At 62.8% G+C, this 21055-nt stretch carries 21 protein-coding genes; 8 read left to right on the forward strand and 13 right to left on the reverse strand.

What is annotated here, in order from left to right; translation table 11 throughout:
- Nucleotides 1-20: 20 nt before the first annotated feature.
- Nucleotides 21-2531 carry a DNA topoisomerase (ATP-hydrolyzing) subunit B gene (gene gyrB / locus OOT33_RS12230; RefSeq protein ID WP_307750298.1) on the forward strand — a complete coding sequence of 837 codons (2511 nt, stop codon included), beginning with the start codon at nt 21-23 and terminating at the stop codon, nt 2529-2531.
- A 15-nt stretch (nt 2532-2546) separates the two neighbouring features.
- Here gyrB and OOT33_RS12235 read toward each other — a convergent pair whose 3' ends face one another.
- The 6 genes from OOT33_RS12235 to rpmH all read right to left on the reverse strand — a co-directional run bounded on the left by OOT33_RS12235 (nt 2547) and on the right by rpmH (nt 6448).
- A complete protein-coding gene (locus OOT33_RS12235) occupies nt 2547-3218 on the reverse strand; it encodes a glutathione S-transferase N-terminal domain-containing protein (protein ID WP_307750299.1) in 672 nt (223 codons plus the stop codon).
- Nucleotides 3219-3228: 10 nt separating this feature from the next.
- Entirely contained in the window at nt 3229-3870 is a 642-nt protein-coding gene (gene yihA / locus OOT33_RS12240) for a ribosome biogenesis GTP-binding protein YihA/YsxC (protein WP_307750300.1), read from the reverse strand.
- A 117-nt stretch (nt 3871-3987) separates the two neighbouring features.
- The gene (gene yidC / locus OOT33_RS12245; protein ID WP_307750301.1) at nt 3988-5694 is read right to left on the reverse strand and encodes a membrane protein insertase YidC; all 1707 of its coding nucleotides are present in this window, start codon (nt 5692-5694) and stop codon (nt 3988-3990) included.
- A 42-nt stretch (nt 5695-5736) separates the two neighbouring features.
- Nucleotides 5737-5949, reverse strand: a complete 213-nt coding sequence (yidD, locus tag OOT33_RS12250; protein ID WP_307750302.1) for a membrane protein insertion efficiency factor YidD — start codon at nt 5947-5949, stop codon at nt 5737-5739.
- Nucleotides 5946-6284, reverse strand: a complete 339-nt coding sequence (rnpA, locus tag OOT33_RS12255) for a ribonuclease P protein component (protein WP_307750303.1) — start codon at nt 6282-6284, stop codon at nt 5946-5948. The genes yidD and rnpA overlap by 4 nt, the downstream gene beginning before the upstream one ends.
- Before the next feature lie 29 nt (nt 6285-6313).
- Nucleotides 6314-6448 carry a 50S ribosomal protein L34 gene (gene rpmH, locus OOT33_RS12260; RefSeq protein ID WP_307750304.1) on the reverse strand — a complete coding sequence of 45 codons (135 nt, stop codon included), beginning with the start codon at nt 6446-6448 and terminating at the stop codon, nt 6314-6316.
- Between the two features lie 182 nt (nt 6449-6630).
- Here rpmH and OOT33_RS12265 point away from each other — a divergent pair, with 182 nt between their 5' ends.
- Nucleotides 6631-7614, forward strand: coding sequence for a hypothetical protein (locus OOT33_RS12265; RefSeq protein ID WP_307750305.1), 984 nt, complete (start codon nt 6631-6633; stop codon nt 7612-7614).
- 11 nt (nt 7615-7625) lie between these two features.
- Here the strand turns inward: OOT33_RS12265 and OOT33_RS12270 are convergent, their stop codons facing one another.
- Nucleotides 7626-8564: a right-handed parallel beta-helix repeat-containing protein gene (locus OOT33_RS12270; protein ID WP_307750306.1), complete on the reverse strand. Its 939-nt coding sequence runs from the start codon at nt 8562-8564 to the stop codon at nt 7626-7628.
- 256 nt (nt 8565-8820) lie between these two features.
- Between OOT33_RS12270 and OOT33_RS12275 the strand changes: the two genes are divergently transcribed.
- A complete protein-coding gene (locus OOT33_RS12275; protein ID WP_307750307.1) occupies nt 8821-9003 on the forward strand; it encodes a DUF465 domain-containing protein in 183 nt (60 codons plus the stop codon).
- 73 nt (nt 9004-9076) lie between these two features.
- Nucleotides 9077-10078, forward strand: coding sequence for a TerC/Alx family metal homeostasis membrane protein (locus tag OOT33_RS12280; RefSeq protein WP_307750308.1), 1002 nt, complete (start codon nt 9077-9079; stop codon nt 10076-10078).
- On the opposite strand, the gene metH is transcribed toward OOT33_RS12280, so the two are convergent.
- From metH to OOT33_RS12300, 4 genes are all read right to left on the reverse strand, one after another.
- The gene (gene metH / locus OOT33_RS12285; RefSeq protein WP_373690561.1) at nt 10075-12780 is read right to left on the reverse strand and encodes a methionine synthase; all 2706 of its coding nucleotides are present in this window, start codon (nt 12778-12780) and stop codon (nt 10075-10077) included. The genes OOT33_RS12280 and metH overlap by 4 nt on opposite strands.
- Before the next feature lie 127 nt (nt 12781-12907).
- Nucleotides 12908-13957 (reverse strand): homocysteine S-methyltransferase family protein, encoded by a 1050-nt coding sequence (locus OOT33_RS12290; RefSeq protein ID WP_307750310.1) that lies wholly within the window; start codon nt 13955-13957, stop codon nt 12908-12910.
- Complete coding sequence (metF, locus tag OOT33_RS12295; RefSeq protein WP_307750311.1) at nt 13954-14883, reverse strand: methylenetetrahydrofolate reductase; 930 nt, start codon at nt 14881-14883, stop codon at nt 13954-13956. The genes OOT33_RS12290 and metF overlap by 4 nt, the downstream gene beginning before the upstream one ends.
- Nucleotides 14880-15851: a metalloregulator ArsR/SmtB family transcription factor gene (locus OOT33_RS12300; RefSeq protein WP_307750312.1), complete on the reverse strand. Its 972-nt coding sequence runs from the start codon at nt 15849-15851 to the stop codon at nt 14880-14882. The genes metF and OOT33_RS12300 overlap by 4 nt, the downstream gene beginning before the upstream one ends.
- Nucleotides 15852-16067: 216 nt before the next feature.
- Here OOT33_RS12300 and OOT33_RS12305 point away from each other — a divergent pair, with 216 nt between their 5' ends.
- The 4 genes from OOT33_RS12305 (at nt 16068) to OOT33_RS12320 (ending at nt 18503) form a co-directional block, all read left to right on the forward strand.
- Complete coding sequence (locus tag OOT33_RS12305) at nt 16068-16274, forward strand: circumsporozoite protein (RefSeq protein WP_307750313.1); 207 nt, start codon at nt 16068-16070, stop codon at nt 16272-16274.
- 82 nt (nt 16275-16356) lie between these two features.
- Nucleotides 16357-16581 carry a hypothetical protein gene (locus OOT33_RS12310; protein WP_307750314.1) on the forward strand — a complete coding sequence of 75 codons (225 nt, stop codon included), beginning with the start codon at nt 16357-16359 and terminating at the stop codon, nt 16579-16581.
- Nucleotides 16582-16731: 150 nt separating this feature from the next.
- Nucleotides 16732-17070 carry a P-II family nitrogen regulator gene (locus OOT33_RS12315; RefSeq protein WP_129404203.1) on the forward strand — a complete coding sequence of 113 codons (339 nt, stop codon included), beginning with the start codon at nt 16732-16734 and terminating at the stop codon, nt 17068-17070.
- Between the two features lie 14 nt (nt 17071-17084).
- On the forward strand, nt 17085-18503 hold the full coding sequence (locus OOT33_RS12320; protein WP_307750315.1) for an ammonium transporter: 1419 nt from the start codon (nt 17085-17087) through the stop codon (nt 18501-18503).
- 160 nt (nt 18504-18663) lie between these two features.
- On the opposite strand, the gene OOT33_RS12325 is transcribed toward OOT33_RS12320, so the two are convergent.
- On the reverse strand, nt 18664-19101 hold the full coding sequence (locus tag OOT33_RS12325; RefSeq protein WP_307750316.1) for a TIGR01244 family sulfur transferase: 438 nt from the start codon (nt 19099-19101) through the stop codon (nt 18664-18666).
- A gap of 49 nt (nt 19102-19150) precedes the next feature.
- Nucleotides 19151-20980, reverse strand: coding sequence for an ABC transporter transmembrane domain-containing protein (locus OOT33_RS12330; protein ID WP_307750317.1), 1830 nt, complete (start codon nt 20978-20980; stop codon nt 19151-19153).
- Nucleotides 20981-21055: the final 75 nt, after the last annotated feature.

The raw sequence follows: 21055 nt of genomic DNA on the forward strand, positions 1-21055 counted from the left end.
CGTCTCTCTATACACTCGCCATGAGTGACGAAGCCCCAGAAAACACCCCAAACACCAACGAATATGGCGCGGATAGCATCAAGGTCCTGAAGGGGCTGGATGCTGTGCGCAAGCGGCCCGGCATGTACATCGGCGATACCGATGACGGCTCGGGCCTGCACCACATGGTGTTTGAAGTTTCGGACAATGCGATCGACGAGGCGCTGGCCGGGCATTGCGACAAGATCGTCATCACGCTCAATCCCGATGGATCGGTTTCGGTTGAGGACAATGGCCGGGGCATCCCCACCGACATCCACAAGGAAGAGGGCGTTTCCGCCGCCGAGGTCATCATGACCCAGCTGCACGCGGGCGGAAAGTTCGAGAATACGTCGGATGACAATGCCTACAAGGTCTCCGGGGGTCTCCACGGGGTGGGCGTCTCGGTGGTGAACGCGCTATCGGAGTTTCTGGACCTCACGATCTGGCGCGAAGGCAAGGAGCATTATATGCGTTTTGCCCATGGCGACGCGGTTGCGCCCCTCAAAGTGATGGGTGATGCGCCTGCGGGCAAGAAGGGGACCAAGGTCACGTTCCTGCCCAGCCCCGCCACGTTCAAGATCACCGAGTTCGATTTCGAGAAGCTGGAGCACCGCTATCGCGAGCTGGCGTTCCTCAATTCCGGCGTGCGGCTGTTCCTCGTCGACGCGCGGCATGAGGAGAAAAAGGAGATCGAGCTGTTCTACGAGGGCGGCATCGCCGCGTTCGTCAGCTGGCTGGATCGCAACAAGACGCCGCTGATGCCCGCGCCTATCGCGATCAATGGCCAGCGGGATTCCATCGGCATCGACGTCGCGCTGGAATGGAACGACAGCTATTACGAGAATGTGCTGTGCTTCACCAACAACATCCCGCAGCGGGATGGCGGCACGCACCTGGCCGCGTTCCGCGCGGCGCTGACCCGCACGCTCAACAACTATGCCGAGAAGTCCGGTCAGCTCAAGAAAGAGAAGGTGGCGCTCACCGGCGAGGATATGCGCGAGGGGCTGACCGCGATCGTCTCGGTCAAACTGCCCGATCCGAAGTTCTCTTCACAGACCAAGGACAAGCTGGTCAGTTCCGAAGTTCGCCAGCCGCTGGAAAGCCTGATGGCGGACAAGATGGCCGAGTGGCTGGAGGAAAACCCCGCCAACGCCAAGATGATCGTGCAGAAGGTGATCGACGCCGCCGCCGCGCGCGAGGCGGCGAAACGGGCGCGCGAGCTGACCCGGCGCAAGGGCGCGATGGACATCGCCTCGCTGCCCGGCAAGCTCGCCGACTGCCAAGAGCGCGACCCCGCCAAGTCCGAGCTGTTTCTGGTCGAGGGTGACTCGGCAGGCGGTTCGGCCAAACAGGGGCGCGACCGGCATTTTCAGGCGATCCTGCCCCTGCGTGGCAAGATTCTGAATGTCGAGCGCGCCCGGTTCGACCGCATGCTCGGGAGCCGCGAGATCGGCACGCTGATCCAAGCGATGGGCACCGGTATCCGCGATGATTTCAATGTAGAAAAGCTGCGCTATCACAAGATCGTGATCATGACGGACGCGGACGTGGACGGCGCGCATATTCGCACGCTGTTGCTCACCTTCTTCTACCGTCAGATGCCGCAAATAATTGAAAACGGACATCTTTTTATCGCTCAGCCGCCGCTGTACAAGGCGACGCGCGGGCGCAGCGAGGTGTATCTGAAAGACGATGCCGCGCTCGACCAGTATCTTGTCGACAACGGCGTGGACACTATGGCGCTGGAGACGCATCAGGGCACGCGGCTGGGCGAGGACCTGCGCGGCCTGATCGATCATGCGCGCAGGATGCGCACGGTGATGCGCTATGTGCCCCGCCGCTATGACCCGCGCATCATCGAAGCGCTGGCGCTGAACGGGGCGCTCGATGTCGAGCTTACGGAAGCCGCGCGCACGGCTGCGCTGGCGGATGCCGTCCGCTGGATGGACACGCACGACGCGGAAGGCGCGTGGAGCGGCAGCATGAGCGAGGAAGGCGGCTATCATTTCCAGCGCAACTGGCGGGGCGTGACCGACCATATGGTGGTCGAGGCGGCATTCCTGGTAAGCGCGGAGGCGCGCAAGTTGCACGCCACCGTGGCGGAGCAGGTTGAGACCTATCGCCAGCCAAGCCGCCTGATCACCGCGAAGGCAATGGCAGCAGAAGATGCCGCTAATGCTGCCGCTGCGTCAGAGGATGGAGAAGATCTGCCTGCAGCGCCCGCAAAAGGTGTGACGGTTATCAGCCGCCCGAGCGAGCTGCTCGACGCGATTCTTGCCGCCGGGCGCAAGGGGCTGGCGATCCAGCGCTACAAAGGACTGGGCGAAATGAACGCGGAGCAGCTGTGGGAGACCACGCTGGACCCCGGAGCGCGGTCGATGCTGCGTGTGGGCATCGAGCAGGCGGACGTGGCGGACGAAATCTTCACGCGCCTGATGGGCGATGTAGTGGAGCCACGCCGCGAGTTCATTCAGGACAATGCGCTGAATGTCGCCAATCTGGATGTGTGATGGGCGAGGGCCGAGCTACTCGTAAATCGGCCCGCCTTCATATTGATCCAGAACCCAGCTTTCCGCTTTTGCGCCTTCGAACCATTCGACCATCCATGGGTGCGCGAGCATCGCGTCGACATAAGCCTGCGCCGTTTCGCTTACCGGCAGCTGATAGCCCTGAATTCGGAACACCACCGGCGCGAACATGATGTCAGCCGCGCCGAACTCTCCGAACAGATAAGGCCCCCCCGCGCCGAAGCGAGACCGCGCCTCGCTCCACAGCGCATCGATCCGCGCGATGTTTTCTGCCACGGCATCGCTCATGGGCTGGGCGTCGAAAACCTTGCGCACGTTCATGCTGCATGCCTTGCGCAGCGGCACATATCCGCTGTGCATCTCTGCCGCCATTGACCGCGCCAACGCCAGCGCCGCCTTGTCCTTCGGCCAGAAGCGCGTGCCGCCGGTGATATCGTTGAGGTAATCGACAATGGCTATGCTGTCCCACACCGCGATATCGCCATCCCACAGGGTAGGCACCTTGCCCGCAGACACCGCGAGATCAGCCTGCGTCTTGCGCTGAGGCCAGTCGGCATCATACATCGGCACCACCACCTCTTCGTAAGGCAGGCCGGTCTGCTTGACCGCAAGCCAGCCGCGCAGCGACCAGCTGGAATAGGCCTTGTTGCCGATGATGATTTTCAGCATGTTTGCTCCTTCACTCCACCGCCTCGATAACCGCCGCGCGCAGCTCCGCCAGCCCCATGCCCTTTTCCGATGAGGTGGCGATGATCTCCGGATGGGCGGCGGGGCGGGTGCGCGCTTCGGCCAGGGTGCGCGCGGTTACATCCGCCAGCGCCGACGCCTTGATCTTGTCCGCCTTGGTCAGCACGATGCGATAGCTGACTGCCGCATCGTCCAGCATTTTCATGATGTCGCGATCAACATCCTTGATGCCATGGCGCGCGTCGATCAGCAGCAGCGTGCGCTTCAGCACTGCCCGCCCGCGCAGGTAATCGTTCACGAGGAAGCGCCACTTTTTCACGACATCCTTGGGCGCTTTGGCATAGCCATAGCCGGGCATATCGACGAGGCGGAACAGCAATGGCTCGCCTACGTCGAAGAAATTGAGCTCCTGCGTGCGGCCCGGCGTGTTGGAGGTGCGCGCCAGGCCGTTGCGGTTGGTAAGTGCGTTCAGCAGCGAGGACTTGCCGACATTGGAGCGGCCCGCGAACGCGACCTCCCTGACATCAGGTTCGGGCAGAAAGTTCAGCGACGGGGCGGAACGCAGAAAGGCGATCGGCCCGGCGAAGATGCGCCGCGCCTGTTCTTTCCGGTCAGCCCCAGAGTCGTCAGTCATTATTCTTCCCCGTTCGCTTCGAGCCTGCCGAGGACACGTGTCGAGAAGCCAGTTCTCGACTTGCTTTCCCGGCTTCGCTCGAAAGCGGCTCGAACCGAACGGAGGGAAGAAACGCCATTACTGGGCCGGAGCCTGTTGCAGCTGTGGATGGCGGCTGTAGAGCCATTTCTGCTGCGCGATGGTGAGGATGTTGGAGGTGATCCAGTAGATCAGCAACCCGGCAGCAAACGGCGCCATGATGAACATCATCATCCACGGCATAAGCGCAAAGATCTGTTTTTGCACCTCGTCCATCGGAGCGGGGTTGAGCTTGAACTGGAGCCACATGGTGATGCCAAGGATGATCGCAAGCACGCCAACGCCAAGGAAGGCTGGAACCTCGAAAGGCAGCAGGCCGAACAGATTGAGTACATGCAGTGGATCGGGCGCGGAGAGATCCTTGATCCACAGCGCGAATGGCTGATGCCGCATCTCGATGGTCAGCTGGAGCACCTTGTAGAGCGCGAAGAAGATCGGGATCTGAAGGAAGATCGGCATACAGCCGGAGAACGGGTTGACCTTCTCCTTCTTGTAGAGGTCCATCAGTTCCTGCTGAAGCTTGGGCTTGTCGTCCTTGTGCTTCTCCTGCAGCGCCTTCATTTTGGGCTGGATCGCGCGCATCGCCGCCATCGAGGCGAACTGCTTTTGCGCAATGGGGAACATCAGCGCGCGCACGACGAACGTGAGGCAAATGATCGCCACGCCGAAGTTGCCGATCTGCGTGAAGAGCCAATGGAGCAGCGCGAAGATCGGCTTCTCGAACCAATAGAACCAGCCCCAGTCAATGGCACGGTCGAACAGCGTGACCCCGCTGTCCTGATAGGCTTCGAGGACCTTCACTTCCTTGGCGCCGACGAACAGACGGTTGGACTGGCTGAGCGACCTGCCGGGGGCGAGCACAACCGGCGGCAGGCTCATGTCGGCCTGATAGGTTTCGCCAGCGCCCTTGCGGAACTGCCCCTCGAACCGCGCCTTCTGGTCCGGCACCAGCGCGGAGAGCCAGTAATGATCGGTGAAGCCGATCCAGCCGCCGGAGGAGGGCAGGCGGGCGGAATCGCCGCTTTCGTCCAGATCCTTGAACTCGATGTCATAATTTGCCGCGCCGTCAAACACGCCGATCGGCCCGGTATGGATCGTCCAGGTCGAGGGATCCTTGGAGTGACCCACGCGGCTGATGAAACCATAGCTGCGCACCGCAACCGCGCCTGGCCCGCGATTGGTCACGCTCTGGCGCGCGGTGATCATGTAGTTCGCGTCCACCGAGAGCGCGATCTCGAACAGCTGGCCTGCACCATTGTCCCACCGCAAGGTGACAGGGGTCGTGGGCGTGAGCTTGCTGCCCGAGGCCTGCCATACTGTGTTGGCGTCCGGCCCCTTCAGGCCTTCGCCTGCCCAGCCGAAGCCCGCAAACTGCGCGTCCGTCGTTCCAGCCGGGGAGAAAAGGGTGATCGGCGGCGAATCCTTTTTGATCGTCTGGCGATAGGTCGGCAGCGTGATGTCGTCGATCCGCGCGCCTTTCAGCGCAATCGAACCGGTGAGCTTGGGCGTTTCGATGATGACGCGCGGGCTTTGGCGCAGGGCGCTGGCGCGGTCCTGCGGCGCGGCGGGCAGCGCGATGCCGGGCGTAGGCGCGCCGGGTGCGGAGGGCGCCGGCTGGGCGCTTTGCTGGGCCGATTGCGCAGGCTTCATCGAGCCGGGGAACAGCCGCTCCGCCACATACGGCCAACCAAACAGGATCAGACCCGTCAGCAACACGGCCAGTATCAGATTGCGCTTGTCGTCCACCTGTCAATGCTCCCCGCCGCTCGGCGTGTGTAGTTTGGTCCTTCAGGGGACGGGGTCATACCCCGATCCGCCCCACGGATGGCAGCGCAATAGCCGTTTCAGCGCCAGCCAGCTACCCTTGATTGGCCCATATTTTCGGATCGCTCCGACGGCGTAGTGAGAGCAGCTCGGGTGATATCGGCAGGTAGGCGGCATCAGCCGCGATGGCCCCCATTGCCACAGCCGCGCGATGCCGATGAGGAGACGGGAGATCATGCCTTGCGCACTTTGCGCAGCGCCTTCGCCAGCTCAGCCTCCAGCAGCGCGAAGTCCCGCTCTATCCCTCCCTCGCGGCCGATGAGCACGTGATCCGCGCCGGTGATTCCGCTCGTCGGCAGGATCGCGCGGGCGAGCGCGCGGAAGCGGCGCTTCATGCGGTTGCGCACCACGGCATTGCCGATTTTCTTGGTTACCGTGATGCCCAGCCGCATGGCGGGGTCTCCATCATGGCGTTCGCGCACCAGCAGGACGAAGCCGGGCATGGGCGCGCGCCTGCCCTTGTTGCACGCGAGAAAATCGGCGCGCTTGCGAATCGTGGAAACGGGCGGCACCCCCGTGGGGGCGTCGGCAGAGGCTTGGCTCAGGCCGAGAGGCTCTTGCGGCCGCGTGCACGGCGGGCGCGCAGCACCGCGCGGCCTCCGACGGTCGCCATGCGGGCGCGGAAGCCGTGCCGCCGCTTGCGGACCAGGTTGCTCGGCTGAAAGGTGCGCTTCATCGCTCATTCCTCAAAAATCGAATCATCAAAGGCGAAGCCGCCAGAACGGGGATTCCCGCCAGCCGCCGCCAAACAGACGCGTGCCGATAGGGAAAGCCGGGTGAAAAGTCAACGGGCGGGCGGCATGATTGACCCGAACGCGCTTTGGAGCGATGCAGTGCGGACAAGCCGGGGGGTGGGGGATGGAGCTCGCAAGTCAGTTCTTTGCGCTGATCATGGTTGCCGCGCCTTTGATTGCAGGCGCGGCGGCGATCGTCTGGCGCATGCACGGGCGCAGGCAAAAGATCTATCTGCTGGTGCTGGCGCTCTTTCCGCTGCTGTTGATGGCCGCCGTGCTGATGCTGGGAGCGATATTTTCGCCCAGCCATGATTCGGGTTTTGGCAATGTTGCCTTCGGGATAATGCTTATTGGCATGGTTGCAGTGCTGCCGTGGATGGCAGCATGTACTTTCGGGTTTTTCATAGGCGCGCTGCTGAGGCGCCGCTATCCGCCGCCAGAGCCTGTGCCGGTCGATACGGAGGTGGCTGCCGATGTTGCCGCGCTGCCACCGCCACAGACTGTCCTGTCCCGCCCGGCGCCTGCCCTCGTGCCGCCAGAGATGTCTCAACCAGCGCATCAGGAGTTTTCGCCGGACGGCGCCATCCGGGTCGACATTCAGCCGGTCGAGTGGGCGCAGAGCCAGTTTGCGGCGACTCCGCGCGTGGTACGGACGTCAGATGGGCAGGTGCTGTGCGATCTGCTGGGGTCGGACTGGGACGCGCATGTCGCCTATCCGCGCGATGCCTATGTCTGGCTCGGCCTGCGCCGCTATCGCGCGCCGGGGTATATGTTTGTGGAGTTCGATCTCGCGGCCGATCGCTACGCCATCGCGCTGGATGCGCTGGAGGAGCCGGATGAGGTGGGCCCGCTTCAGGACGTGAGCGGCCGGCTGGAAGTGTGGTGGGAGAAGGCGAGTGCGCGCGCGAGCACGCTTTATCGGGGGGACAAGGAGCATCCCGTTTCGGTGCAGGTTACGGGGAAGTTTGCCGCGTGGCGTTCGGCGCTCGTGATACTCATCGGGGCGATAGTGGCGATCGCGCTACTCACCTGGCTGTCGGTCACATATAATATCGACCCGCCGCACGTGCCGCTTGGGGTGCCGCATATCCCGCATGTGCCGCACTGAGGCAGCGGGGTTTAGCGCCTGTCCGTCACCTTGATCCCTGTGGTGATGCGGTTGCCGATGATCTGGGGGCGGTCATTGGTCCAGTTCGCCACGAAGGTGCTGGTGCGGCCGTAATCGCCGCCGAAGCTCGCCTGATTGTCACGGATCTGGAGGCTGTTGCTGTCCCACTCCCGCCCCTCGGGCGCAATGGTGATGAACGCGGAGTAATTGTCCTTGTCGCGCCCCTGCACCATGATGTTGTTGGCGATGAGGCCGGATGCGCCGTTCGAGAGGTCGATCATATAATTTGTGAGGTGGCCGGCGCGGTCATCGAACACGTTGCCGGTGATGGTGACGCGGGCGGCGCGGCTCTTTACGTAATGCCCGCCTTGCCCCGCCTCGAAGCGGGTCGCGGTGACGATGAGGTGGCCATAATGCCCCACATAGAGGCTGTGCGCGCAATCGAGATCGCGGTCGCAGCGGCCGAGCTTGCCGAAGATGCTGTGGTCGATGCGGATCGTCGACTGCGGGTCGTCATGGGTGAGGATGCCTTCCTCGCTGGTGCGAAACAGGCTGGCCGAGACGGTGAGGTTGCCGCGCTCCAGCCGGATTCCCGCGCCATTGCCATCGGGCACGCGCATGTTCTGGAAGATGATCGCCTCCACGCTGGCCGCGCGGCCGCGCAGCACCAGCGCCGCCTTGCCCTCGCAGGTGACGCCATCGAACACCACGCTGCCCGGCCGCTGCGCGCGGTAGGTGATGCTGCCCGCCTGCTGCACCGCGCACTGGCGATAGGTGCCCGGAGCTATGACGATGGTGCCGGAGCGATCCCCTACCGCCGCGACCGCGTCGGCCAGCGTGCGATAGGTGCGGCCCGTTTCCATGATCGAGAAGGGGTTGGGCTGGTTCGGTGCGGCGCCGAGCAAGGCGGGCACGGCGGCAAGCAGCAGAGCAGGGCGGATATGACGCATCGCTCGAGCGTAGCAGCTTGGCGGACCTGAATCATCCCAGCGTGAAATTTTTCTTCTGCACTTGCAAATCGGATCGAATCGGTCATATTATAGCACTGCGGGCCGGGCCCCTCTGGCGATCATGCTCCCATGATCGTGATGTCGGACCGCATCGGGTGACCGGTGCGATGTTTGGCATTCCTCTTCCCCCCTCAGCCATGCCGCATCGCTCCGGGCACCCGATTTGGATCAATTCCAATCGAGGAGTGCCATTAGAATGAAGGACAGTTTCTGTCGATTGCTGGTCAGGCATCAGCGGCTCGATGAAGCCTTGCGCGCCGAGCAGCGGCGCCCGTTTCCCGACTTTGCCCAGCTCCAGCGGCTGAAGCGCCTCAAACTGCGCATCAAGGACCGGCTGGCTGCTGCTGTGCGGGGCAGACGCATATTGCGGCCTTTGTAAGCGCGCGCACCGAAACTTCGGGAAACCGGGGTTTCGGTGTTCCGCCTTTGGCTCTTGGTGCACAGGATATTTCATGGATTTCAGCTTTATTTTTCAGGATTGGCTAGGCACGCCGATCTGGCTCTGGAGCGCGTTTCTTACGCTCGTCATCGTTCTGCTCGTTGCTGATCTTGGCCTGTTTCACCGCGGCGCCCGCGTTATCGGCGTCAAGGAAAGCCTTGCTCTATCGGCCTTCTATATCAGTGTTGGCGTGGCTTTCGGCGCGTGGGTCTGGTGGTATCTCGGGCAGGAAACGGGCCTTGCGTACCTCACCGGCTTCGTCATCGAGAAAAGCCTGGCGATGGACAACATCTTCGTCATCGCCATGATCTTCACCGCGCTCGCCATCCCCGCGCATCTGCAGCATCGGGTGCTGTTCTGGGGCGTGCTGGGCGTCGTGGTGCTGCGCGGCATCATGATCGGCATGGGCGCGGCGCTGGTGTCCAACTATGCGTGGGTGCTTTATGTGTTCGCCGCGTTCCTGGTATGGACCGGCATCGGTATGTGGCGCGCGTCGGGCAAGGCCTATGATGTCGAAGGCAGCCCGATCCTGCGGTTCCTGCGCGCGCGGCTGCCAATAACGGACGGGCTGCACGGCGAACGCTTCTGGGTGCGTCAGGCAGACCCCCGCACCGGGCAGTTGCGCACCTTTGCGACGCCGCTGTTGCTGGCGCTGCTGATGATCGAATTTGTCGACGTCGTCTTTGCTGTAGACAGCATTCCCGCCATCTTCGCGATCACGACCGATCCGTTCGTGGTCTATACGTCCAACATATTCGCGATATTGGGCCTGCGCGCGCTCTACTTCGCGCTGGCGGCGATGGTCGATCGCTTCGCCTATCTCAAGCAGGCGCTTGCGGTGCTGCTGATCTTCATCGGCTCGAAGATCTTCGTGGCGGACATGCTGGGGCTGGCGAAGTTCCCGCCGATGCTTTCGCTCGGCATTACCTTCGCGATCCTCGCGACAGGCATCGGCTGGTCGCTGTGGAAGACACGGGAGGGCGGGCGTGCGCCGGCCCTCCCGAACGCCAGCTAGTCGAGGTTCGGACGCAACCACCGCTCCGCCGTCGCGATATCCACGTCGCGGCGGCGGGCATAGTCTTCCAGCTGATCCCGCCCGATCCGCGCCACACCGAAATATTCGGACTGCGGGTGGCCGAAATAGAAGCCTGAGACGGAGGCCGTCGGCCACATGGCGAGGCTGTCGGTCAGGGTGATGCCGGTGTGATGCGGCGCATCTAGCATGGGGAAGAGCAGCTGCTTCTGGCTGTGATCCGGGCAGGCGGGATAGCCCGGCGCCGGACGGATGCCGCGATACTCCTCCTTGATCAGCGCCTCGTTTGTGAGCTGTTCGCCTTCTGCATAGCCCCACAATTCCGTGCGGACATGATGGTGCAGCCGCTCTGCAAAGGCCTCGGCAAGGCGATCTGCCAGCGCTTTGAGCAAAATGTCGTTATAATCGTCGTGCCGCGCCTTGAACTGCGCCAGATGGGTCTCGATGCCATGGCCCGCTGTTACCGCGAAGCCGCCGATCCAGTCGCCGTCGTGGCTTATGAAATCCGCGAGGCACATGTTCGCGCGGCCCTCGCGCTTCGCGATCTGCTGGCGCAGGAAGGGCATGCGGATGTGATAAAGCTCCCCCTCCTCGTCAGGGGAGGGGGCCGGGGCGTGGGGTTGACTGTTCACGCCATCCCCCACCCCAACCCCTCCCCTGAAGGGGAGGGGCTTATTAAGGTGGATAATTACATCATCACCTTCGCGGCGGCAGGGCCAGAGGGCGGCGACGCCCTTGGCGACGATCCACTTCTCGGCGATGATCTGATCGAGCATCTTCTGCGCGTCCTCGAACAGGTTGGATGCGCTTTCGCCCACCACTGGGTCGGTCAGGATTGCGGGATAGTTACCCGCCAGCTCCCACGCGCGGAAGAATGGGGTCCAATCGATATACTGCCGCAGGTCCGCAAGATCCCAGTCCGGGAACACATGAAGGCCGGGCTGTTTCGGGGCGTGGGGCTTCATCGTCTCATCGATGGTGAAGGCGTTGGCGCGTGCGTCCTCGATTGAAATGAGCGCGCTCTGGCCCTTGCCGGCGCGGACCTCGCGAATATGCTCATATTCCGCCGCCGTCTGGCCGACGAAGCCGTCTTTCTGCGTATCCGAAACCAGCGCCGTCGCGACGCCGACAGCACGGCTCGCGTCGAGTACATGCACGACCGGGCCGTCATAGGCCTGATCGATCTTCAGCGCGGTGTGCACCTTGGATGTGGTCGCGCCGCCGATGAGCAGCGGCATCGTCATGCCCGCCCGCTGCATCTCCTCAGCCACCGTCACCATCTCGTCCAGCGAGGGCGTGATAAGGCCGGAGAGGCCGATCATGTCCGCGTCATTCTCGTTCGCCGCTTCCAAAATCGTCGCCCATGGCACCATCACGCCAAGGTCGATCACCTCGAAGCCATTGCACTGCATGACGACGCCGACGATGTTCTTGCCGATGTCGTGCACGTCGCCCTTGACGGTCGCCATGACGATGCGGCCTTTGCCTTTCGCGTTCGCGTCCTTCTCCGCCTCGATATAGGGGAAGAGGTGGGCGACCGCCTGCTTCATCACGCGCGCGGATTTCACCACCTGCGGCAGGAACATCTTGCCGGAGCCGAACAGATCGCCCACCACGTTCATGCCGTCCATCAGCGGTCCTTCGATAACCTCGATGGGCCTGCCGCCGCGCGCGGCGATGGCGAGGCGGGCTTCCTCAGTGTCGGCGATTACGTGGGCATCGATGCCCTTGACCAGCGCGTGCTCGATCCGCTTTTCGACCGGCCAGCCGCGCCATTCCTCGGCTGCCTTCTCGGCGGCGGCATCCTTGCCCTTGTACTTCTCCGCGAGATTGACCAGCCGCTCGCCCGCATCGGGATCGCGGTTCAGCACCACATCTTCGCACGCCTGACGCAATTCGGGGTCTATCGTGTCATAGACATCGAGCTGGCCTGCGTTGACGATCGCCATATCGAGCCCGGCGGGAATCGCGTGATAGAGGAACACGCTGTGCATCGCGCGGCGCACCGTCTCGTTGCCGCGAAAGGAAAAGCTGAGGTTCGAGAGGCCGCCCGAAATATGCACATAGGGGCAGCGCGCGCGGATTTCCCTGCAGGCCTCGATGAAATCGACGGCGTAGTTGTTGTGCTCCTCGATCCCGGTCGCCACCGCGAAGATATTGGGATCGAAGATGATATCCTCTGGCGGAAAGCCGATGCCGACGAGCAGCTTGTAGGCGCGCTCGCAGATCTCGACCTTGCGCGCCTTGGTGTCCGCCTGGCCGACCTCATCGAACGCCATGACGACGACGGCGGCGCCATAGGCCATGCATTTGCGCGCTTGCTCCAGAAACTGTGCCTCGCCCTCCTTCATGCTGATCGAGTTGACGATCGGCTTGCCGGAAACGCATTTCAGCCCCGCCTCGATCACGCTCCATTTCGAGCTGTCGATCATCACCGGCACACGGCTGATGTCCGGCTCGGCGGTGATGAGCTTCAGGAACTGCTCCATCGCGGCCTGACTGTCGAGCAGCCCCTCGTCCATATTGACGTCGATGATCTGCGCGCCGTTCTCGACCTGCTGCCGCGCGACCTCCACGGCCTTGGCATAGTCGCCCGCCATGATGAGCTTCTTGAACGCGGCGGAGCCGGTGACGTTGGTGCGCTCGCCGATGTTGACGAAGGTGGCGGAGGATTGGGTGGTCATATTCATTCTTTCCAAAAACCCCTCCTCTTCAGAGGAGGGTTGGGAGGGTGGATCGAGGCGCTGGCCTGCGGCGGTCTTCACCACCCCCACCCCCGGCCCCTCCCCAGAAGGGGAGGGGAGTTTCAGGTTATGCCGCTATATGCATTGGTTCCAGGCCTGCAAGCCGGGTGATTACGGGCAGGGTGGGGATGGCGCGCGGAGCCGCACCCTCCAGCGCCTTCGCAATCGCGCCGATATGGGCCGGTGTGGTGCCGCAGCAGCCGCCGACCATGTTGACCAGTCCTTCCTCGATCCACACCTTGATCAGCGCGGCGGTCTGCTCCGGCAGCTCGTCATATTGCCCCAGCTCGTTGGGCAGGCCCGCATTGGGATAGGCGAGGATCAGCGTGTCAGCGATTTTGGAGAGCTCCGAGAGATAGGGCCGCAGCCTGTCTGCTCCGAACGCGCAATTGACGCCGATGGTCAGCGGCTTCAAGTGCCGCAGCGAATACCAGAACGCCGCGATGGTGTGGCCAGAGAGGTTGCGGCCTGACATGTCGGTGATCGTGAAGCTCATCATCAGCGGCACGGAGCGGCCGCTTGCCACTTCGGCTTCCTTCGCCGCCATGCCCGCCGCCTTGGCGTTCAAGGTATCGAAGCAGGTTTCGACGAGCAGGAAATCGACGCCGCCCTCGATCAGCGCGGCGCACTGCTCGCGATATTGCTCCTTCAGCGTGTCGTAATCGACCTCGCGGAAGGCGGGGTCGTTGACCTGCGGCGAGATGGAGAGCGTCTTGTTGGTGGGGCCGATGGAGCCGGCGACGAAGCGCTTGATGCCGTCCTTCGCCTCGGCCGCGTCACAGCACTCGCGCGCCAGCCGGGCTGCGGTCACGTTCAGCTCATGCACCAGATGCTCGCAGCCATAATCCGCCATCGCGATGCGCGTGCCGGAGAATGTGTTCGTCTCGATCATGTCCGCGCCATTATCGAGATAGGCGGTGTGGATCGCCTTCACGATGTCCGGCCGGGTGAGGCACAGCAGGTCGTTGTTGCCCTTCTGGTCCTTTTCCAGCGGGAGGTCGCCGCGATAGTCGGCTTCGCTCAGGCCATATTTCTGGATCGAGGTGCCATAGCCGCCATCGAAGATCATCACCTTTTGCGCAGCGCGCTGGCGGAACAGGGTTTCGGCATTAGTCATGCGGCATGTCCTTGCGGGCGCAGGCCGAGCAGGTGGCAGATCGCATAGCTCAGCTCGGCGCGGTTCAACGTGTAGAAGTGAAAGCTGCGCACGCCACCGGCATAGAGCTTGCGGCACAGCTCCGCGGTGATGGTGGCGGCGATGAGCTGGCGCGCAGGGGGGTGATCGTCCAGCCCCTCGAACAGGCGCGCCATCCATGCCGGGACCTCGGTGTTGCACATGGCGGACATCTTTAGGATGCCCGCGAAATTGGTGACCGGCATGATGCCGGGCAGGATTTCAGCTTCGATTCCCGCCGCGCGCGCTTTGTCGACGAAGCGGAAATAGGCTTCGGGCGAAAAGAAGAACTGTGTGATCGCGCGGGCCGCCCCGGCGTCGAGCTTGCGCTTAAGATTATCCAGGTCGGCCTGTGCGGACTGCGCCTCCGGGTGTGTCTCGGGATAGGCGGCGACGGAAATCTCGAAATCATGCAGCGCGCGCAGGCCCGCCACCAGCTCCGCCGCGCTGGCATAGCCGTCTGGATGCGGTTCGAACTTCGCGCCCATCTCCGGCGGATCGCCCCGTAATGCTACGATGTGGCGCACTCCGGCCTGCCAATAGGCATCGGCCACCTCGGCAATATCGTCCTTGCTGGCATCGACGCAGGTCAAGTGCGCGGCGGCGGGGATGGAGGTGTCCTTCGCGATGCGCGCGACCGTGCTGTGCGTGCGCTCGCGGGTGGATCCGCCCGCGCCATAGGTGACCGAGACAAAACGGGGCGCAAGCGGCGCCAGCGTCTCGATGCTCTCCCACAGCTGGGCCTCCATCTTTTCCGTCTTGGGCGGAAAGAATTCGAAGCTCACTTCGGCGTCTCCGCCCAGATCGGCGTAGAGCGGGGTGTCAAGGATGCGGCGCGCTTCTTCGAGCGCTCTACGTTCGGCATTCATGATATCTGTCGTTCCCTGATAGGCGTGACATTGGCGGATTTGCGCCGCCCCAGCCATAGTTTTACCGTGAGCTCACCACCGGGCAGCGTGTCGGTCCGCTCCAGCGCAATCCCCGCCTCGGCAAACCAGTCTGCGATCTGGTCATCCGAAAAGCCGAGGCGCTCATGCTGATCGCGCGTGCGCAGTTCTTCGCGGTCATGCGCCTCGAAATCCACGATCAACAGGCGACCGTTATCTTTCAGCACCCGCGCGGCCTCGGCAATCGCGCGCTGGGGCGTGGCGCTATAGTGCAAGATCTGGTGCGCGGTGACGAGGTCTGCGGCAGCGTCGCCAAAGGGTAGGGCGCAGAAATCGCCGAGCAGCAGGTTGTATTTGTCGGCTCCCTCCTGCGGCAGCTTGGCGCGGGCGAGGCGGAGCATGTCGGGGCTGCGGTCGATCGCGTCGACATGGCGCGCGCGTTCGCCCAGCAGCGCAATCATCCGCCCGGTACCGGTGCCGAGATCGAGCAGATGGCTGAACGGCTCGGCCCCCAGCGCGCGAACGATGGCCTGCTCGACCTCCGCCTCAGGCACATAGAGCGAGCCAAGCGCGTCCCACTGTTCGGCATGGGCGGCGAAATAGTCGTCGGCAGCGCGCATGCGGTCCGCACGGATCGCGGCGAGGCGGGCGAGATCGGCCTTGAGCCAGAGGCCCTCGCTGGCCTCGGCGGGAATATCGGCAAACATTTCCATCAACTGGCGGCAACTTGGAGACGGTGCGAGGCGCAGAAACACCCAGTTTCCTTCCTTGCGCCGGTCGATGAGATCGGCTTCGGCCAGAATTTTCACATGGCGTGAGACGCGCGGCTGGCTCTGGCCCACGGCCTGCGCGAGCTCGCCCACGGAAAGCTCCATCGCACCCAAAAGGTGCATGATGCGCATCCGCGTCGGGTCCGCCATAGCGCGGAAAATGTCGAGCAATTCTGCCATTGCGTGATCGTATATAAAGAATTCTTTATATAGGTCAACCCGGCTTGCCATGATATTCTGGCCCGGCTTTTCGGGGCACTAACCGACAATTCCGACAATCAGGCGCTTGCGTTCGCCGAATCATGACAGTATTTATGCGCGCAGCAGGCTCAATAGGGGGTGAGCTTTTCTCCGAGAGAAGCCTGCTTTGTCAGTATCTCAGAGAAGGGTTTACCCATGACCAAGACTATCGCACTTTCGCTCGTAATTGCTTCCTCGCTTGGCCTCGCCGCATGCTCCAAGAGCGAAGAAGGCAACGCCATGAACAACGCTGCCGAAAACGTCACCAACGCAGCCGAGAACACCATGAATGCCGCGATGAACGCGTCGAACGCGACCGAGAACGCCGCGAACGCGACCGAGAACGCTGCGAACGCTCAGTAATTTCTGGCATTTCAGCAAAAAGAATGGGGGTGCGACCTTTGGGTGCGCGCCCCTTTTCTGTTTTAGGGCGAGGGTATGAAGCATGAGCGGCGTGACAGCGGTTCTCTTCCATAAGCGGTTATTGGCCGTTTTGATGACGGGTCTTGCGCTGACGGGCTGTGGCGACAATGACAGCGCGGAGGGGCCGGGCGGCGTGACCGCCGGTGAAGCCCGTGCCCTCAACGAGGCGGCAGAGATGCTTGACGCCCGCGCCGCCAACGCAGCGTCCGCATTGACAGATAACGCTCAGAACGCAGTTTCTGAATAAATGCCCATTTATTGTGCACTGCACGGTGGCTGCCTAATTTTGTAGCGGCTCAGCATGAGCGGTCGCCCTTGAGCCCCGCATTAACCCGTTCTTAAGAAGTTGGCACGGCTTTTGCGTATTGCTCCCCGCACACCAGAATAAGGGGGTAGCATGAAACTAGTCATGGCAATCATCAAGCCGTTCAAGCTGGACGACGTGCGGGACGCTTTGTCCTCACTCGGCGTAGCGGGCATGACGGTCAGCGAAGTCAAGGGCTTCGGACGTCAGAAGGGGCAGACCGAGATTTATCGCGGCGCCGAATACAGCACCAACATGGTTCCGAAGATCAAGGTCGAGGTCGTGTGCGATGACGCGCTCGCTCCGCGCGTGGTCGAGGCCGTTCAGCAGGCCGCGAACAGCGGCGCCATCGGTGATGGCAAGATCTTCGTTCTCGATGTCGGCGAAGCGGTGCGGATCCGCACCGGCGAAACCGGCGACACCGCGCTGTGATGAAAGGGGAAATAATGAGCATTTCCAGAAAACTCTGCGGTGTGGCCGGGGCGATGGCCGCCCTTGCCGCCGCGACGCCCGTGTGGGCGCAGGATATGGTGAAAAATCCTACCGTCGAACAGATGGCGACGATGATGAACAAGGGCGACATCGCGTGGATGCTCGTCTCGGCCGCCCTCGTGCTGATGATGTCGATTCCCGGCCTCGCACTGTTTTACGGCGGCCTCGTGCGTACCAAGAACATGCTGTCCGTGCTGATGCAGGTGTTCATGATCGTTTCGGTCGCTGGCATTCTCTGGTGCCTCTATGGCTATTCGATGGCTTTCACCAGCGGTGGGGACAACCACTTCTTCGGTGGTTTCTCCAAGGCGTTCCTCACCGGTGTGACCAGCGGCACCTACGCCGCAACATTCAGCAACAATCTCTATTTGCCTGAACTGGTGTTCGTTGTCTTCCAGATGACCTTCGCGATGATTACCCCCGCGCTGATCGTCGGCGCATTTGCCGAGCGCATCAAGTTCTCGGCGCTGATCGTGTTCGTCATCGCCTGGTCGACGATCGTCTATTATCCCATCGCGCACATGGTGTGGTACTGGGCCGGACCAGACTTCCTGGCCGACGCGCCGACCGATTACGGTTTTCTCTGGGGCATGGGCGCTCTGGACTTCGCCGGCGGCACCGTGGTTCACATCAATGCGGGTGTTGCCGGGCTTATCGGCTGCCTCATGGTCGGCAAGCGCATCGGCTTCCCCAAGGAAGCGATGGCTCCGCACTCGCTGACCATGACCATGATTGGTGCCTCGCTGCTGTGGGTCGGCTGGTTCGGTTTCAACGCCGGTTCCAACCTGGAAGCCAATGGCGTGACCGCAGTTGCGTTCATCAACACCATGGTCGCCACCTGTGCGGCGGCGGTCTCCTGGGCGCTTATCGAGCAGGTTCATCACGGCAAGGCCTCCATGCTGGGTGCCGCAACGGGTGCGGTGGCCGGTCTGGTCGCCATCACCCCGGCTTCGGGCTTCGCAGCGCCGATGACTTCGATCCTGCTGGGCTTCGTCGTTTCGCCGATCTGCTATCTCTTCGTCACCAAGGTGAAGAGCATGTTCGGTTATGACGATAGCCTCGACGTGTTCGGCGTGCACTGCATCGGCGGTATCGTAGGCGCGATCGCCACCGGCATCGTCGCCGATCCGGCGCTGGGCGGTCAGGGCTTCTTCGACTACACCCAGTTCCCAGCCGCTGTCGGCGTCTATGACATGGGTGCGCAGGTCATCACGCAGATCAAGGCAGTGGTGGTCACGATCCTGTGGTCCGGTATCGGCTCCGCAGTGCTCTACTTCGTCATCGACAAGACCATCGGTCTGCGTCCGAGCGCCGATGCCGAGCAGCAGGGCCTGGACCTCACCAGCCACGGCGAGCGCGCCTACAACATGTAAGAATTGGCAGGGCGGCGCGGGGGAAACCTCAAGCGCCGCCCGCCTCGGTTATCTGGCCATTTTCCGAGCCAGAGGCTTCGCCTCCTCGAAAATGGCTGAACGATGTTCCTCCTGCGAACACACCTGGGGCCGGTGCAGCAATGTACCGGCCCGATTTTGTTTACTTGGGGGCGGCGGCCAATGTGTCCATGATCTGGCGGACAGGCGAGAGGTCGTAGCCCGCCGCCGAGGCGACGTCGGCGAGCTGATCGGGATCCTCGCCCGCGCGGGCGCGGGACAGCGCCCAAAGCAGGGTGGAGCGGGTGCCGGAGCGGCAATAGGCGAGCAATTTGCCGCCCGTGCTGAGCTGGCCCAGTGCCTCGTCCATCCCGTCAAGCTGCCAGGGGGCAAAGCCGCTATGGTTCACTGGCACGGCGGCATAGCCGATGCCCGCAGCCTCCGCAGCGCGTGCGACTTCATCTCCGGGCGTCTGATCGGGCGACTCTCCCTCGGGCCGGTTGTTGAGGATGAAGCTGACGCCCATGCTCTTCGCCAGTGCCACGTCCTCCACGCTGATTTGCGGCGATACGAGGACTGTCTCGGTGAGCTGGCGGAACATGACTTATCTCCTTTGCGAGCCGCCTTTCATAGGCTGTGCGTGCGCAAGTTCAAGCGTCGAGCGGTTCCGGCGTGTCGTCCCCATCACGCTCCTGTGCCTGTTGCGTCCACATTTGGGCATAGAGGCCGCCCCGCGCGACCAGAGCGCCATGGGTGCCACGTTCCGCTATACGGCCCTGATCGAGCACGATGATCTCGTCGGCATCGATCACGGTAGAGAGGCGGTGCGCGACGATGATCGTGGTGCGCATCTGCGCCATATCACGCAGCACTTGCTGGATCGAGGCTTCGGTGCGGCTGTCTAGCGCGCTGGTGGCTTCGTCGAGGATCAGAATCGGCGGATCCTTCACCAGCGTGCGCGCGATAGCGACGCGCTGTTTCTCCCCACCGGACAGCTTCAGGCCGCGTTCGCCGACGCGCGTGTCATACCCTTTGGGCAAAGACACAATGAAATCATGGATAGCCGCGCCGCGCGCCGCCGCCTCGATCTCTGACTGGGATGCGCCTTCTCGGCCATAGGCGATATTATACCCGATCGTGTCGTTGAACAGCACCATATCCTGCGGCACGATGCCGATCTGCGCACGCAGCGAGGCCTGCGTCACCCGAGCGATGTCCTGGCCGTCGATAAGGATTCGTCCGGCCTGCACATCATAGAAGCGATAGAGCAGGCGAGCGATTGTCGATTTGCCCGCGCCGGTCGGGCCGACGATGGCGAGCGTATGCCCGGGAGGGATTGTCAGGCTAAGGCCATGCAATATCTCCCGGTCGGCGTCGTACCCGAACCGCACATCTTCGAACTGCACATGGCCGGTACGAACCTGAAGCGGCTGGGCGCCGGGTGCGTCCTTTATCTCCGCCGGCGTGTCCACCAGTGCGAACATCGCCTCCATATCGATCACACCCTGGCGGATCGTGCGATAGACCATGCCGAGCATGTCCAGCGGCCTGAACAGCTGAGCCAGCAGCGTATTCACCAGCACGACATCGCCGGTGGTGAACTGCCCCCGGCTCCAGCCCCACACCGTGTAGCCCATCGCACCCGCCATCATCAGGTTGGTGATCAGCGACTGGCCAATGTTGAGCGCGGCGAGGCTGTTTTCGGATTTGACGGCCGCGCGCGCATAGCTCTGCATCGCATCGGCGTAGCGCCTCGCCTCCCGGTCCTCGGCGCTGAAATATTTTACCGTTTCGAAGTTCAGCAGGCTGTCCACCGCATGCGCCATAGCCCCGGTGTCGAGGTCCACCATGTCGCGGCGAAGCTGGTTGCGCCATTCCGTGACGGTGCGGGTGAACCAGATATAGAGCGCGACCATCATCAGTGTCGCAACGACCAGACCCGCGCCGAATTTCGCGAAGAAGATGATGCAGACGGCTGTCAGTTCGATGATCGTCGGCGCTATGTTGAACAGCAGGAAATAGAGCATCGTGTCGATGCTTTTGGTACCGCGCTCGATAACCTTGGTGACCGCACCTGTCTTGCGGTTGAGATGAAAACGCAGCGAAAGGCGGTGGAGGTGCACGAACACATGTTCGGCCAGCCTGCGCGTCGCCTCCTGACCCACACGTTCGAATGTGACGTTGCGCAGATTGTCGAATAGCACGCCGCCAAAACGCGCTCCAGCATAAGCGCAGACCAGCGCGACGGCGAGCATGGCGCCGCTCTGCAGGCCGGGGGCCATCCGGTCGATCACCCCCTTGTAGGCGAAGGGCATCACGAGCGTGACCGCCTTGCTGGCGAGCACCAGCAGCATGGCGATGACCACGCGCGCGCGCAGCGCGGGCGCGTCTGCGGGCCAGAGATAAGGCAGGAAGCGCCTCAGCGTAGCCCAGAGGGGCGGGGTGGGCGCATCTGGGGCGGCGGGAGTATCGGGTGGCATCGGTGGCCATTTAGGCGCTGGAACGATGAATGCCAAGCCAGCGGTTCGCCCGGACCGGACATGGCTGCTGTGGGG

The sequence above is a fragment of the Sphingobium sp. DEHP117 genome (assembly GCF_030867385.1).
GTDB lineage: Bacteria > Pseudomonadota > Alphaproteobacteria > Sphingomonadales > Sphingomonadaceae > Sphingobium.

Coding starts and splice junctions, on each gene's coding strand:
- gyrB (WP_307750298.1), top strand. CDS start 21: ATGAGTGACGAAGCCCCAGAAAACACCCCAAACACCAACGAATATGGC.
- OOT33_RS12235 (WP_307750299.1), bottom strand. CDS start 3,218: ATGCTGAAAATCATCATCGGCAACAAGGCCTATTCCAGCTGGTCGCTG.
- yihA (WP_307750300.1), bottom strand. CDS start 3,870: ATGACTGACGACTCTGGGGCTGACCGGAAAGAACAGGCGCGGCGCATC.
- yidD (WP_307750302.1), bottom strand. CDS start 5,949: ATGATCTCCCGTCTCCTCATCGGCATCGCGCGGCTGTGGCAATGGGGG.
- rpmH (WP_307750304.1), bottom strand. CDS start 6,448: ATGAAGCGCACCTTTCAGCCGAGCAACCTGGTCCGCAAGCGGCGGCAC.
- OOT33_RS12265 (WP_307750305.1), top strand. CDS start 6,631: ATGGAGCTCGCAAGTCAGTTCTTTGCGCTGATCATGGTTGCCGCGCCT.
- OOT33_RS12270 (WP_307750306.1), bottom strand. CDS start 8,564: ATGCGTCATATCCGCCCTGCTCTGCTGCTTGCCGCCGTGCCCGCCTTG.
- OOT33_RS12275 (WP_307750307.1), top strand. CDS start 8,821: ATGAAGGACAGTTTCTGTCGATTGCTGGTCAGGCATCAGCGGCTCGAT.
- OOT33_RS12280 (WP_307750308.1), top strand. CDS start 9,077: ATGGATTTCAGCTTTATTTTTCAGGATTGGCTAGGCACGCCGATCTGG.
- metH (WP_373690561.1), bottom strand. CDS start 12,780: ATGACCACCCAATCCTCCGCCACCTTCGTCAACATCGGCGAGCGCACC.
- OOT33_RS12290 (WP_307750310.1), bottom strand. CDS start 13,957: ATGACTAATGCCGAAACCCTGTTCCGCCAGCGCGCTGCGCAAAAGGTG.
- metF (WP_307750311.1), bottom strand. CDS start 14,883: ATGAATGCCGAACGTAGAGCGCTCGAAGAAGCGCGCCGCATCCTTGAC.
- OOT33_RS12300 (WP_307750312.1), bottom strand. CDS start 15,851: ATGGCAGAATTGCTCGACATTTTCCGCGCTATGGCGGACCCGACGCGG.
- OOT33_RS12305 (WP_307750313.1), top strand. CDS start 16,068: ATGACCAAGACTATCGCACTTTCGCTCGTAATTGCTTCCTCGCTTGGC.
- OOT33_RS12310 (WP_307750314.1), top strand. CDS start 16,357: ATGAGCGGCGTGACAGCGGTTCTCTTCCATAAGCGGTTATTGGCCGTT.
- OOT33_RS12315 (WP_129404203.1), top strand. CDS start 16,732: ATGAAACTAGTCATGGCAATCATCAAGCCGTTCAAGCTGGACGACGTG.
- OOT33_RS12320 (WP_307750315.1), top strand. CDS start 17,085: ATGAGCATTTCCAGAAAACTCTGCGGTGTGGCCGGGGCGATGGCCGCC.
- OOT33_RS12325 (WP_307750316.1), bottom strand. CDS start 19,101: ATGTTCCGCCAGCTCACCGAGACAGTCCTCGTATCGCCGCAAATCAGC.
- OOT33_RS12330 (WP_307750317.1), bottom strand. CDS start 20,980: ATGCCACCCGATACTCCCGCCGCCCCAGATGCGCCCACCCCGCCCCTC.